Annotated in this window: 12 protein-coding genes, 1 rRNA gene and 1 riboswitch; of the genes, 9 read left to right on the top strand and 4 right to left on the bottom strand. The window is 36.7% G+C overall.

The features are described 5' to 3' along the window. Positions 1 to 1,362, bottom strand: coding sequence for an NfeD family protein (locus MM214_RS17040; RefSeq protein WP_241297376.1), 1,362 nt, complete (start codon positions 1,360 to 1,362; stop codon positions 1 to 3). A gap of 196 nt (positions 1,363 to 1,558) precedes the next feature. Between MM214_RS17040 and MM214_RS17035 the strand changes: the two genes are divergently transcribed. The 4 genes from MM214_RS17035 to MM214_RS17020 all read left to right on the top strand — a co-directional run bounded on the left by MM214_RS17035 (position 1,559) and on the right by MM214_RS17020 (position 5,245). After that, positions 1,559 to 2,710: a LysM peptidoglycan-binding domain-containing protein gene (locus MM214_RS17035; RefSeq protein WP_376856812.1), complete on the top strand. Its 1,152-nt coding sequence runs from the start codon at positions 1,559 to 1,561 to the stop codon at positions 2,708 to 2,710. Between the two features lie 121 nt (positions 2,711 to 2,831). Further along, positions 2,832 to 3,386 carry a hypothetical protein gene (locus tag MM214_RS17030; RefSeq protein WP_241297372.1) on the top strand — a complete coding sequence of 185 codons (555 nt, stop codon included), beginning with the start codon at positions 2,832 to 2,834 and terminating at the stop codon, positions 3,384 to 3,386. A 1-nt stretch (position 3,387) separates the two neighbouring features. Then, positions 3,388 to 4,152 carry a TIGR02757 family protein gene (locus MM214_RS17025; protein WP_241297370.1) on the top strand — a complete coding sequence of 255 codons (765 nt, stop codon included), beginning with the start codon at positions 3,388 to 3,390 and terminating at the stop codon, positions 4,150 to 4,152. Positions 4,153 to 4,663: 511 nt separating this feature from the next. After that, positions 4,664 to 5,245 (top strand): DUF2911 domain-containing protein, encoded by a 582-nt coding sequence (locus MM214_RS17020; RefSeq protein WP_241297368.1) that lies wholly within the window; start codon positions 4,664 to 4,666, stop codon positions 5,243 to 5,245. Positions 5,246 to 5,398: 153 nt separating this feature from the next. Here the strand turns inward: MM214_RS17020 and MM214_RS17015 are convergent, their stop codons facing one another. Both MM214_RS17015 and MM214_RS17010 read right to left on the bottom strand, forming a co-directional pair. Then, the gene (locus MM214_RS17015; RefSeq protein ID WP_241297366.1) at positions 5,399 to 6,568 is read right to left on the bottom strand and encodes a trans-sulfuration enzyme family protein; all 1,170 of its coding nucleotides are present in this window, start codon (positions 6,566 to 6,568) and stop codon (positions 5,399 to 5,401) included. A 190-nt stretch (positions 6,569 to 6,758) separates the two neighbouring features. Further along, positions 6,759 to 6,860: riboswitch (SAM riboswitch) on the bottom strand. Between the two features lie 159 nt (positions 6,861 to 7,019). Next, positions 7,020 to 7,271, bottom strand: a complete 252-nt coding sequence (locus MM214_RS17010) for a hypothetical protein (protein WP_241297364.1) — start codon at positions 7,269 to 7,271, stop codon at positions 7,020 to 7,022. A 468-nt stretch (positions 7,272 to 7,739) separates the two neighbouring features. Between MM214_RS17010 and rimO the strand changes: the two genes are divergently transcribed. The 4 genes from rimO (at position 7,740) to MM214_RS16990 (ending at position 12,565) form a co-directional block, all read left to right on the top strand. Next, a complete protein-coding gene (rimO, locus tag MM214_RS17005) occupies positions 7,740 to 9,053 on the top strand; it encodes a 30S ribosomal protein S12 methylthiotransferase RimO (protein ID WP_241297362.1) in 1,314 nt (437 codons plus the stop codon). Between the two features lie 126 nt (positions 9,054 to 9,179). Continuing rightward, a complete protein-coding gene (locus MM214_RS17000; RefSeq protein WP_241297360.1) occupies positions 9,180 to 10,049 on the top strand; it encodes a glycerophosphodiester phosphodiesterase family protein in 870 nt (289 codons plus the stop codon). 293 nt (positions 10,050 to 10,342) lie between these two features. Further along, positions 10,343 to 11,509, top strand: coding sequence for a hypothetical protein (locus MM214_RS16995; protein WP_241297358.1), 1,167 nt, complete (start codon positions 10,343 to 10,345; stop codon positions 11,507 to 11,509). 60 nt (positions 11,510 to 11,569) lie between these two features. Further along, positions 11,570 to 12,565: an adenosine kinase gene (locus MM214_RS16990; RefSeq protein WP_241297356.1), complete on the top strand. Its 996-nt coding sequence runs from the start codon at positions 11,570 to 11,572 to the stop codon at positions 12,563 to 12,565. Between the two features lie 124 nt (positions 12,566 to 12,689). On the opposite strand, the gene MM214_RS16985 is transcribed toward MM214_RS16990, so the two are convergent. Beyond that, complete coding sequence (locus MM214_RS16985; RefSeq protein ID WP_241297354.1) at positions 12,690 to 13,823, bottom strand: DEAD/DEAH box helicase; 1,134 nt, start codon at positions 13,821 to 13,823, stop codon at positions 12,690 to 12,692. Between the two features lie 511 nt (positions 13,824 to 14,334). Between MM214_RS16985 and MM214_RS16980 the strand changes: the two genes are divergently transcribed. Continuing rightward, positions 14,335 to 14,414: ribosomal RNA gene (locus tag MM214_RS16980) — 16S ribosomal RNA — on the top strand; the annotation flags it as partial.

Raw genomic sequence — 14,414 nt, 5'->3', positions numbered from 1 at the left:
TTAAGCTTGTATATACCTTTTTACTTTCAAGGAAGTGCCTTCTGTACTGATTACGATGATGGGTTCTCCTTTGTCGATAAATTCACCCCTCGAATAGGCGTCATACACTTCATCAGCTATAATGATTTTCCCACTTGGCATTAGTCTAGTTTGAGTAATCCCGGTTTTACCAAGTAGATCATCATTATAGTTTGAAGATGTGTATCCTTCAGTTCTTTTTTGAGTGTTTGCCAAAGTGACCGCACTGAAAGCTTTCCACTGATTTACTTTTGGGGCAAAGTAAAATATCAAGCCTATTGCGATTGTTGAAGATAAAATGACCGTGAGCAGGGCTATAAACAAATCATCCGAAGGAACAAATGTGAAATCAAAGGCATCATTAGGTAACATCCCCAGCGTGAGTCCTGCTAAAATACCTACTATTCCCAAAACACCAAATATTCCAAAACCAGGGATTACAAAGAGCTCTACTGCCAAGAGAATTATTCCTAAAATAAAGATCGCTAATTCAAAATTTGAAGCTAATCCAGTAAGGTAATAAGGAATGAAATACAATGTAATAGCTAAAATAGATGCAGCCAGTGGAAAACCCACTCCGGGAGTTTGAATTTCAAAATAGATACCAGCAAATATGATCAAGATCAGAAACCCACTTACTGCGGGATTTAAGAAAAATGAAATGATTAGTTCTACATTACTTTCTTTGTAGGAAATTAACTCATATTGATCCAAACCTTGTTTTTTAATCACTTCATCGATAGAGTTTGCCTGCCCTTCACTAAATCCATTAGCTTGAGCCTCAGAGGTAGAAAAGGTGATTACTGATCCTTTTTCTGTGATTCCCTCTATTTCCAGATTTTGATCCACCATTGCTTCGGCAATTTTCGGATTCCTCCCCTTCGCTTCAGCTGTACTTCTCATCATGGATCTCATATAGGACTGGTATTTGTCCGGTGCAGCCTCTCCACCACCTCCCATGACTACTGTCGCCGCACCAATACTCGCTCCAGGAGCCATATATATGCTATCACAAGCAATTGAAATCAATGCTCCAGCTGACGCTGCGTCCTTATTGATCCATACATGAATCGGGGTTTTTGTTTCCAATATCATTGTCCGGATATCATCTGCGTCATTCACAGCTCCTCCATAAGTGTCCATTTCTATGATGATCATTTCCACGTCTTTAGCTTTTGCCTCTTCCAAGGCAAGTCTGACTTTCCGATTCATTCGGGGATCTATATCATTTTTGATTTCGAAAGTATAGACTTTTTTCCTTTCAAGTGTATGCTCATCTTGCAAGCCATAAGTTGATACACTTGCAGTGATGAAACTCAGTAGTATAAATAAGAAAGTCCTCATGCGATCGTTGATTATTGGAATTTGAATATACCTATAATTTAATTATGTCTGATTTTTGGTTGTTAATTTGTCTAAAATATCATTCTAATATCTCCTCATTTTATATTGTTTGGAATGATTTGTGGGACTCAGCGAATCAATACTTGCAATTGAAAAAATTAATAAGAAATTTGTGCTTTGGAAACTGTCCGAGTTAATTATGAAAAGAATAACATTTATTACTTTATTGTTCATTTATAGCATTAATACTTATGCTACGGAAGTTGCTTTACGAGATTCGATAGGGATCGAAAGAGTAGGAGCAAAGACTTTTATCATTCATCAAGTCGAACAGCAGGAGACTTTGTTTGGAATATCAAGAAGATATGCAGCTTCTGTCAATGACATTGTACAAGCCAATGAAGAGCTTAAAGCAGGATTGAAAATGGGGCAAAGGATTAGAATCCCATATGTAGAGCCTGAAGCCCTTCCCCAGGGTTCGATTCTTCACAATGTAGCGCAGGGAGAGACGCTTTTTGCAATTTCTAAAAAATATAACGTGACGGTTGGTGACATCATGTCGTGGAATAATCTCAAAGGAAATGACCTTAGTCTTGGTCAATCTCTGATTATAAAAGGTGTAGAACGGCCAGTAGCTGAAGTAAAGCAGGTAGCAGAAGTAGCAGCATCTACTAAATCTAAGACGGAAGAAAGAAAAGCTGACGCAACATCAAAAGTAGAAGAAAAGAAAGCTGATACAAAAGCTAAAGTGGAGGATGTAAAACAAAAAGATGGTACAACAAGAGAGCCATCGACAACACCAAATGGAGAATTAAACTTCCCTGGAGATTGGATCACCCATACAGTTACTCAAGGAGAAACCCTCTTTGCTGTCGCAAAAATGTACGACTCAAGGGTAGAGGATCTTATAAATTGGAACGGATTATCTTCAAATAATCTTTCAGTAGGGCAAAAGTTGAAGGTCGGTAGAGGTGCTTCTGGGCCTTCCAAAGTCCCAGTGGTAAGTTCAACAGTACCTGTGATAGTCAATAATGAGAAATCAGAGGCCACACTTACGACTTCAAAACCTGAAGATACTTCATATAAAAACATCAAAGAGACAGGTTTGGCTGAGGTAATTGATGGAACAGGTAATCACAAGAAGTATCTAGTCCTTCATAGAGATGCTCCGGTAGGCACTATCATGAGGGTAAGAAATGAAGAAAATGATATTACGATTTTTGCCAGAGTGGTCGGTAAACTTCCAAGTACTGGTGATAACAGTAGATTGGTGGTGAAAGTATCCAAGGCGGCATTTGATCAGTTGAGAGCAGTCAACTCAAGATTTCCAGTAGAAATATCTTACTAATTAATATGTGTTTTCATTAAGAAGGGGCAACGAAATACTAGTTCGTTGCCCCTTTGCATTTTGGTATACTTTGGTATTCTAATCTTAAGCAAGTACTTTTGTATTGATATTAGTCATTCCTATGAACAAATTACAACTCATACTTCATCACTCATTTCGATATATATGGAATGCACTTTTTATAATAAGTTACCCGATTTTAGCGACTTTTGGTTTGCTCTTTATCGGGATCACTTATTCATTCTCAGCTTTATCAAGGCTCATCTCTAGCTTTGGTTCCAAAGAAACCAATAGTGTAATACATCAATCTGATTGGGAAGACTTACCAAATACTGACCAATTAATAGAGGCCAAACTGTATAAGCAAATTATGTTTGGACCTTCTTGTTATCAATTGAGAAGGAAGGATGGGGTGCCATCTGTATTGCAGGATCATTACTTTGGGGGGAAGGTCAGGTTTTTAGATGAAGGTATTCTTCTTGAAAAGTGGAATGCCACTGATTCCAAACTGTTGCCTGATTTTGATATTTGTTTGTACTCTCCCGATGAAGACAAGCTAATTTCATTGACCAATATCAAGTGTTTTGATTGGCATTTGTCTGGAGTAGAGGGGAAGGCCTTGTCGTTCAAGTGGTTTGATGGAATCCAAGGAGGAGAAGTTACAATAGCTAGATAAGATGGATTTAAAAGATTTTTTGGATTCGAAAGTGGAAGTATACAATCGGCCCGATTTCATTACCTTGGATCCTATTTCGATACCTCATAGGTTTTCGAAAAAGCAGGATGTCGAAATCTCAGGATTCATTGCATCCATACTCGCTTGGGGGCAACGAAAGACAATCATCAACAAGTGCCTAGAATTATTTTCAATGATGGACAATGCACCTTATGACTTTGTTTTGAATCATTCGGAAGATGATCTAAAGCCTTTTTTGAATTTCAAGCACAGGACTTTTAATGATTTAGATACTTTGTATTTTATTGCATTCTTCAGTTGGTATTATAGAAATCACGAAAGCTTAGAATCTGCTTTTCTTTTAGGTTACAATGAAGATGTGGACATCATGGAAAGACTATTGACTAATTTTCATGATTTTTTCTTTCAGCTACCAGATGCACCTACCAGAACTAGGAAGCATATAGCTACCCCAAAAAGGAAAGCTGCATGTAAAAGAATCAATATGTTTTTGCGATGGATGGTGAGAAAAGATAAAAGAGGTGTTGATTTTGGAATTTGGAATACCATTAAGCCAAGCCAGTTGATCTGTCCATGTGATCTTCATGTAGATCGAGTAGGACGGAAACTTGGGCTGATTTCTAGGAAGCAGACTGATTGGCTTACAGCAGTAGAGCTAACCGATAAGCTACGGGAGTTTGATCCAATTGACCCTGTTAAGTATGATTTTGCCTTGTTTGGTCTGGGAATAGAGGAAAAATTTTGATATTTCTGGTGAAATTGATTCAGTGAAATTGATTCATGAGTTATTTATATATAAGTTTTGCGAATTTTTTTATCTGATTATACGCTTTTTTGCCAGTAACTTAAATTCATTGGCTCAACAGGTTGCTAATGGTCAATATCCATGAGTATCCAATATCAATTTATATCTGAAGTTAGATAAATCGGAATTTTGTAATGTCATTGGCAAAGTTCCGTATATCCATATTTTTTAAAATAGAATGATCTGATTCTTCCTAGGATTTGGAGAAATGAGCTACTCTTGTATGCAAAGGAAAAGATTTGAACATCATCCTAAACATACTAGGTGCAGTCTTTTAAAAAAAAACAAAAGATTGTTACTGTAACAATTACCAATAGTAACCTGCCCTAGAATAAGAATCTAGTATTGATTAATTTCTTTATCTTAAAAACAATTACATGGTTTGACAACCATTTTCTGTGTGGATATACACAAAAAATATTTAAATTCGTATCTTAAACAATATAACACTATGAAAAAATCAAACGCTTGGATGTTGGCTATTTTAATGGCTGGATCATTGACCTTTTATGGTTGTGGCGGAGAGACTAAGACAGGAGAGGTTGAAGAAAATGCTGCCACCGAAATGGAAGAGGCCGCCCCTGCACAGGAAAGGGCTAGTCCATTGAGAAAAGTAGAGGGTAAAGTAGGTGATAATGTCACTTTGAAATTACAGTATGGAGCTCCTTCTGTCAAAGGTAGGGTGATCTGGGGTGATTTAGTGCCTTATAATGAAGTATGGAGAACAGGTGCCAATGAGGCCACTTTTGTAGAGTTCGATACTGATATCAAAGTAGAAGGTTCGACGCTTCCAGCAGGTAAATACTCGCTATTCACTATTCCTAGAACTTCTGGAAAGTGGACAGTTATTTTCAATTCAGAGTGGGATTTAGAACATGGACATTTTCAGTATAAAGAGGAAAATGATGTATTGAGAGTTACATCCACCCCATCTTTTGTAGATCAAAGCCAAGAGCAACTTACTATCGCTATTGAGTCTCCTGGTTTAGTCGTGAAATGGGAGAAACTTGTACTTCCAATAGTGATTGAATAGTAGCTTTTACCTGTCTCAAAAAAATAGTTTTAATAAGCAAAAAGAGGTTGTCTCATAATTTGGGACAACCTCTTTTTTATCATGTGGAATCTCAAAATTTCCATCCCATCTAAGTGGTGTATTTATTGAAAGAAATACAGGTGCCAGTTGTTGTTAACGAGATTTTTCAAGTGCTCTTTCTACATCTTTAATGATATCTTCTCGATGCTCAAGTCCTACCGAAAGTCGAATCAAGCCATCTGAGATACCAACTTTTGCACGTTCTTCTTCACTTAGTTTGCTATGGGTGGTAGAAGCTGGATGAGTTATTATACTTCTGCTATCTCCCAGATTCGCAGTGACAGAGATCATTTGAAGTTCGTCAATGAATTTTTGTGCTCTAGAAAGTCCTCCTTTTAAAGTCAAAGTAATGATCCCGCCACCATGTTTCATCTGCTTTTTTGCTAAGCTGAACTGGGGGTGACTTTCTAGGAATGGATATTTTACAAAATCGAGATCTTTACTTTCTTGAAAATATTCGGCTACATGTAGTGCGTTTTCACAATGCCTATCCATTCTTACTGCTAGTGTTTCCATACTTTTTGCCAAAATCCACGCATTGAATGGTGATATAGAAGGGCCAGTATGTCTTGTAAAAAACTGAACTTCATTTATCAAGTCTTTTCTTCCCAAAATCAAACCTCCTAGGACTCTTCCTTGGCCATCAATGTATTTTGTGGCCGAATGTGTTACAATATGAGCCCCCCATTTTGCTGGTTGCTGCAAATACGGTGTTGCAAAACAATTGTCTACTACCAGTATCAAGTTATGTGCTACTGCAAATTTTCCTACCCATTCCAAGTCGATTATTTCCAAACCTGGGTTAGATGGAGTTTCAATAAACAACATTTTAGTATTTGGCTGTACTAGTTTTTCCCAATTATGGATATCCGAGATGTCGCCATAGGTGGATGAAATTCCCCATTTTGGAAAAACTCTCGTTAACAACTGGTGTGTAGAGCCGAAAAGGGATCTAGAGGCAAGCACATGATCTCCTTGTTGTAGCAAGGAAGCCATGCTTCCAAACATCGCAGCCATTCCAGAGGCAGTCGCTATTCCACTCTCTGTTCCCTCGGCTGCACATACTTTCTCTATCAATTCTGATGAGTTTGGATTGGCATATCTCGAGTAAATATTTCCTTGGATTTCTTCTGCAAACATTGCCCGTGCCTCTTCTGCTGAGTCGAATGTAAAGCTAGAGGTTAGATAAAGAGGTGCTGAATGCTCTCTTTGATTAGATTTTGAGGCGTTTATTCGTATTGCTTCTGTTTCGAAATGCGACATGTGGATTCAACGATTAAAATTTTAAAATTTTGAAAGGACATAATTTTCTTTCCAATAACTCTGTTGAGTTGGGAAAAAGATAAGTAATGGATCAATCATGACCCAATACTTGGAGCCATATATCCTCTGATAAATCATCAGGGCTTTTGGTGATATCCTAAATTGGTGTGGTTTTTTTGACATAAATTCTAATTTATAGTTCCCTAATGGGCAGGGTTTGGCACCTTTCATTTGGGGATGATGGTTGCCAGAGGGTCATTGAGCCTGTTCTCTCACCTCTTCTTTATAAATCAGTAAACTGAATTGACACAAAGAAAATAGCAAATTCTGTAAAATCAAAAAAATGCTTGTTGAATATTTTTCTGTTTTTTTAAATAACACGCAAATGATAAAGGATTGAAAAACAGAGATAATTTCTATCCCCAACCATTTGAAATAATTTGAATAGATATTATAAGACTCTACTTTCTGAGTATAAGTCATATGCGGCAACCAAAAGTTGATGATCAGGGGCTTGACCATACCTTGCATATTTATAAATCTCACTTTTTAGTTCTGAGTAATATGGACTATATTTACTTTCAATTTCATCCCAAATGATCAATAAATAAGCAAAAGGTATTTTACTTTCCCTACCTTTTTCTAGCCATTCTTCAAATACGTCTTCATGTAATGAAGCAGGATAATCTGGACCGTCAAACATTCTTATGATTTTTTTAGTATTCGAAGATACTGCCGCATAGAATTGAATACTATATAAAGAGTAAAATTATTTTCTCAATTAGAATTGTGAGAGCTGTTGAAAAAAAGAAAAGCGTCGATTCACATCGACGCTCAAAAATAATGCAAGGAGTTGAAAAAATGTTCGTTTGCTGTACGGATTCAAAATTAGGTACTTTTAATTTATCTATATAAAATAGGGTATTAAGGAAGTTTTAAATAAAATGTCGGAATTTTCATACTGATTAATCTTTTGATAACCTTAAAATCAAACCGAAAATGATCATTAACTAATTTTTTTATCATTATTCCTGGTTTAGAATAAGTTATCCAATACTAGTAGTATAGTTTAGTGGAAAGCTCATGTTACCGTAAATTATAAACAAGTGAAATTAAGTCTCTCAGTTAGTTTTGATGTTTTTCCTTACCTTTGTCCCAAAGAAAGTAAGAAGTGAAAGCGAGAACTCTAAAAAAGGACAAAGTCAATATCATTACTATGGGTTGTTCCAAAAACTTGGTAGATTCAGAAGTGTTGTTGACCCAGCTCAAAGGCAATGGCATAGATGCTACCCATGAGTCCAATAGTAAAGATAATAATATCATCATCATCAATACCTGTGGTTTTATAGATAATGCAAAGCAAGAGTCAATAGATACCATTTTGCAATATGTAGATGCAAAAGAACAGGGCGTTGTAGACAAGGTTTATGTGACGGGGTGTCTGTCTCAGAGATATAAAGATGATTTAGAAAAAGAAATTCCACAAGTAGATGCATTTTTTGGAACAAGAGATCTACCAGCTATCTTAAAGAAATTCAAAGCAGATTATAAGCATGAGCTTGTAGGAGAGCGTCTCCTTACCCATGCTTCTCATTATGCATATATGAAAATTTCTGAAGGCTGCGATAGACCATGCGCTTTTTGTGCTATCCCATTGATGCGAGGTGGGCATATTTCACGATCTATAGAGGATCTTGTCAAAGAAGCAGAGCACAAAGCCGCAAATGGTACAAAAGAACTGCTCCTAATCGCTCAAGATTCAACATATTATGGATTGGATCTTTATAAGAAAAGGAGATTGGCTGATTTGATGAGTGCTCTATCTGATGTTCAAGGAATCGATTGGATAAGGCTTCATTATGCATACCCTACAGGTTTTCCAATGGATGTCATAGAGGTGATGAAAGAAAGACCAAATATTTGTAATTATTTGGATATTCCTTTGCAACATGGGTCTACTTCAGTATTGAAGACCATGAGAAGAGGTACCACTAGAGAAAAACAAGAAGAACTGATACATTCTATCCGGGACATCATGCCTGATATAGCTATCAGAACCACCCTAATCGCCGGTCACCCTGGTGAGGGAGAGACAGAGTTTCAAGAAATGGTAGATTTCGTCGAGAGGATGAAATTTGAAAGATTGGGTGTATTTACTTATTCGCATGAAGAGAATACCCACGCAGGCTCTATGGAAGATATTATTCCTCAAGAAGAAAAAGAGGCAAGAGCAAATCACTTAATGTCAATTCAAGAGCAGATCTCTTTTGATCTTAATCAAGAAAAAATCGGAAAGACTTTCAAAGTACTTATTGATAAAAAGGAAGGAGGACATTTTGTTGGAAGGACTGAATATGATTCTGTGGAAGTAGATAATGAAGTTTTGATCGATGCATCTAAGCACTATTGTAGAATCGGAGATTTTGTAAATGTCAATATTTCAGATGCTACAGAGTTCGACTTGTACGGTGAAGTGATTTCTTGATTGCGCCTTAGGATCTGAGATTCATCATTACCTAATTGTTAAAATATCAAAAAATCCATTACAATAGCGTCATATTGTGATGGATTTTTTGTTTTGGTTTATATTTAAATTGCGAAAAAAAGAGAAATGAAGAGAAATATAATCATTGTTCTTATGATATGTCCATTGATCACTTTTGGTCAAGCAAGCTACGATCTACAAGGTCACAGAGGAGCGAGAGGAATCATGCCAGAAAATACAATTCCAGCGATGATCAAAGCTCTTGATTTAGGTGTAAATACGCTAGAGTTGGATTTGGCCATTACCAAAGACGGTGAGGTGATTGTCTCCCATGAACCTTACATGAATCCTGTGATTTGCTTAACACCCAGTGGGGAGGAAATTCCATCAGGGGACAAAAGTCATAATATTTACAAATTATCTTACGATCAAGCAAGCAAGTATGATGTAGGTTCGAAGTTTCACAAAGATTTCCCAAACCAAGTTAAATTTCATACCACAAAGCCTAAGCTGTCTGATCTTTTTGAGGTAGTTGAAAAATATGTCAATGATCATGGTCTTACCAAGCCAAAGTACAACATTGAAATCAAAAGCTCATCTGAAGGTGATGGTATTTATCATCCAGGGGTCAAAGAGTTTTCGGACTTGGTTTTTGAGGTCATTGACAAACACATCTCTTGGGATAGAATCAATGTCCAATCTTTTGATTTTAGAATTTTGAGATATTATCATGAAACTTATCCAGAAGTTGTTTTGGCAGTACTTGTACCTGGTCCTTTCAAGTTTGAAGAACAGTTAGATGAACTTGGCTTTCAGCCTCAAATCTACTCACCTCATTACAAAGGTCTGACCAAAGAGATGGTAAGCATACTTCATAGCAAAGGCATGAAAGTGATTCCCTGGACTGTCAATTCTACATCAGAAATGCAATTTTTACTTGATGTGGGTGTTGATGGTATCATTACTGATTTTCCAAATTTGGCTCCGAAGAGATGATATTTAGCTAGGAATTAGAATTTTACTTAAAAATATTTTATTGAGGTCGCATTCTTTATTACCTAATCACTTTGACAGCATTGTTTTAATTAGAGTAGCCATAAAGACAAAGTAATGATGTGGATACGATAGTAGTGGTTCTATCTATTATGGTTTTATGAGAAATAATCAAACTAGCTTTGATTAAGCTAGTTATGCTTTCTAAAAAACATGTTTATTTGGATAGCGTTGAGTAAAATTCGTAGTTTCCGAATATATGCTTATTTTTGACCTCTCTTAATCTAAATTTGAGGATGAAAATAATTGAGGTAATTAATTCAAGTCAAAAAGTAGAGTTTTTAGAAATGGCTGTGAGGCTGTATCGCAATGAGACTAATTGGATTAGACCTCTCGATAAGGATATTGAAGGGATTTTTGATCCTGCTACAAACAAGCTTTTTAAGCAAGGTGGAAAGGCCAAGCGCTGGTTGCTTTTGGATGAAAATAATCAAACTATTGGCAGAATAGCGGCATTTATCCATCCTAAGTGGAAGGAAAAACAACCCACAGGTGGTCTTGGATTTTTTGAATGTGTCTATGATCAAAAAGCAGCCTTTTCACTTTTTGATACGGCAAAAGACTGGCTTTTGACTGAAGGAATGGAAGCAATGGATGGGCCAGTAAATTTTGGAGAGAGAGACAAGTGGTGGGGGCTTTTAGTAGAGGGTTATTCTCCCCCAAACTACAACATGCCATGGAACTTTGATTATTATAAAGCATTCTTTGAAGCATATGGGTTTCAAGTATATTTTAAGCAATTCACTTACATGCGCCCCGTACAAGGAGTAGGTTTTGATAAAAAAATGATCGAACGGGCTAATAAGGTAATTGGTGACTCTGATTATGATTTCCGCCACATGCAAGGCAAGGAGCTTTCAGAGAGAGCCCCTGAATATTTTATGAATGTCTACAACAAAGCCTGGGCGAGACATATGGGCAAGAGCCTAACGATAAGAGAGACGCAACTGATGTTTGCTAAAATGAAACCTATAATGGACGGAAGGTTGATTTACTTTGGGTTTTACAAAGGAGAGCCAATTTCCTTTTTTATTAATATTCCAGAAATCAATCAGTTGTTTAAATATGTAAATGGAAGGCTAGATTTTATAGGCAAGATCAAGTTCTTATACCATAAAATTTTCAACCCTCCGAACAAAATGCTAGGATTAGTGTTTGGAGTAATCCCAGAGTTTCAGGGTAAAGGTGTAGAGAGTGCCATGATCATGGCCTACAATGAGAAATTTGCTAGACATGACTCATTTCCTTACAAAACCATAGAGATGAATTGGATTGGTGATTTCAATCCTAAAATGATGAGAGTTTGTGAGCAATTGAATGCAGAGGTATATAAAACCCACCATACTTATCGGTATTTGTTTGATAGGGATAAGCCATTTGAGCGACATCCTATTTTTGAATAAAATTGAAATATTTAATGTGCTGCTAGTAGAATAGTTTAGTAATTAGAAAAAAAATGTAAAATGAAGAAATATGATGTAACTGGTATTGGAAATGCCTTAGTCGATATTGAGTTTAAAGTGAAAGATCAGTTTTTCATTGATCATGACGTTGAAAAAGGGCTGATGACCTTAGTAGATGAAGAACGTCAAAATGTACTTATGGATGTGATCAACACCAATGAAGCGAAGAAGCAATGTGGTGGTTCTGCTGCTAATACAGTAATTGCAGTAAGTCAGTTTGGAGGAAAGTCTTACTACTCTTGTAAAGTAGCCAATGATGAATTGGGAAAATTCTTTGTCGAAGATATGAATGAATCAGGCGTGGATCATAACTTGAATCCAGAAAAGCTCGAAGAAGGGATTACTGGAAAATGCCTGGTGATGGTGACAGATGATGCAGAGAGGACAATGAACACATTCTTAGGTATCACACAATCTTATTCAGTAAGCGATGTCAATGAGTCAGCCATCAAAGACTCAAAATACCTATACATTGAAGGTTATTTGGTGACATCTGAAAATGGGAAAGCAGCGATGAAGCATGCTAAGAAACTTGCAGAAGATAATGGTGTCAAAGTTGCGATGACATTTTCAGACCCTGCGATGGTTAAGTATTTCAAACCTGCCTTTGATGAGGTTATTGGTCACAGTGTAGATATGTTGTTTGCAAATGAAGAGGAAGCTTTGCTTTACACAGGAAAAGATAACATAAAGGAAGCACGTGAGGAGCTGAAGAAAGTTGCCAAGCATTTTGTGATAACACAAGGAAAGAACGGCGCAATTATATTTGATGGAGATACTTTTATAGACATAGAACCATACAAGACCACAGCTATAGATAGTAACGGGGCAGGGGATATGTTTGCTGGAGCATTTATGTATGGAATCACCAATGGCCAAAGTTTTGCAGCTAGTGGAAAATTAGCTTCTATGGCTAGTTCAAAAATTGTTAGTCAGTTTGGACCGAGGCTTAAGTGGCATGAGGCCAAAGAAATTTTGGCAAAATTAAATCCATAAGTCTCGAACTTTAAAAAGTCAATGCTTTAGAAATGCCCTCATTGAAGCTTACTGCGCTCTTTGAGGGCTTTTTCTTTAGCAAAATTTTTGAATCAAATATGTCCCCCTGCTGTGTAATTAGTTTTTAAAAACCTAAGTTCTTAGCATCTATCAATTCAACCCATCTTTTCATCTTCTTTTGAATAACTTTCCAATGTGCTTTGTCATCCTCGGTAATCAATGATATGGCATGTCCTTCAGCCTCAGCTCTTCCGGTTCTTCCTATTCTGTGTATGTAGTCTTTTGGTGATCGAGGTAGTTCAAAGTTGACCACATAGGGTAGCAGCTTGATGTCAATTCCTCTCCCGGCCAAATCTGTCGCAACCAATACGTTTATTTTGCCACCTTTAAACTGCTTGAGTGCTTCTGTTCTTCCTCCTTGGCTTTTATCTCCATGAAAAGCAGCCGCTTTGATGCCATGTTTGACAAGCTTTGTGGCTAAATTATCAGCACTACGTTTAGATGCAGTAAATACCAACACTTGCTCCCAGTTATTTTCTAAAATCAAATGTCTCAAAAGAGGACCCTTTTTATCTGAGTCTACCAAATATGCTGTTTGATGAATAATTTCTGGTGTGAGCTCAATCCTATCAATTTCAATTTTTTCATAGTTTTTAAGTAGTTTTTGAATTAGAACCTCCACGCTTGGCTCCATTGTGGCAGAAAATAGGATGTTCAGCCTTTTGGTAGGTAGTCTTGTTAGTATTTCATCGACTTCTTCTTTGAAGCCTAGGTTCAATACTTTATCTGCCTCATCGAGCACAAGTGTTTGAAGTTCATGCAGGCTTATTGCATTTTTCGAAAGTAGGTCCAATAATCTACCAGGCGTAGCTACCAAAATATCTGTCCCGTTCAGTTTCATCATTTGGGGATTGATGGAAACTCCACCAAATACTGCTGCACTTTTGATCTTCCTGGGTAGAAAATTGCCAAAAGATCTAATTACCTCTTCTACTTGTATAGCTAATTCACGTGTAGGAACTATTATAAGGTGTGCAATATTTCTATTTTTACTGACTGGGGTTTTTGAAATAAAGTCAAGAAGGGGTAATACATAAGTCGCAGTTTTCCCAGATCCCGTTTGTGCTATACCTAGAATATCCCGTTTCTTTAGGATTATTGGTATAGCCTTTACTTGGATAGGGTAGGGCTTTTCATAGTTTGCATTTTTTATTGATACAAGGATGTCATTTGAGAGTCCTAATTGAGAGAAATCCATACTTTTCATTTAATGTTAATACACAAAGGTAAGCCTTTTTAGATGCTTAGAAATGTGTTTTCTTGATAAGAGAAAATGATTTAAAAAATCATATAAAATTTTCCTACTGACTTTCAGTACACTTACGATTTTTCTATATTTTTTTTGAAACAATTCATTGTATTGGAGAAAATAAGTTGCACCTTTGCAATCCCAAACGGGGGAAAAAGCTTGAAAGAAAAGGATAGAGAGGGATTTAGTGGGGGATTAGAAATAAAAAAAAATATTTTTTTTCTTAAAATCCTTGTCAAATAAATAATCTTCCTTACCTTTGCAAACCCAACGAGAGAGTAGGGTATTAAAGATCGCAGAAAAGCTGTAGATATCAAGGGGATACGTTGAGTATTCCATAAGTTCATTGAAGTATTGTAAGACTAGAATAGATTAGCAAGAATATATTTTGTTGATCAATAAATTTTAAACATCAAGAGCAATAGGAAACAGCTACCTAATAGTAGCGTATAGAAACTTTACAATGGAGAGTTTGATCCTGGCTCAGGATGAACGCTAGCGGCAGGCCTAATACATGCAAGTCGAACGGGATTCGGGACT

Origin of the sequence: Belliella kenyensis, from assembly GCF_022549675.1 — a bacterium.
GTDB classification, from domain to species: Bacteria; Bacteroidota; Bacteroidia; order Cytophagales; family Cyclobacteriaceae; genus Belliella; species Belliella kenyensis.
This window is presented reverse-complemented; position numbering and strand designations above follow the sequence as displayed.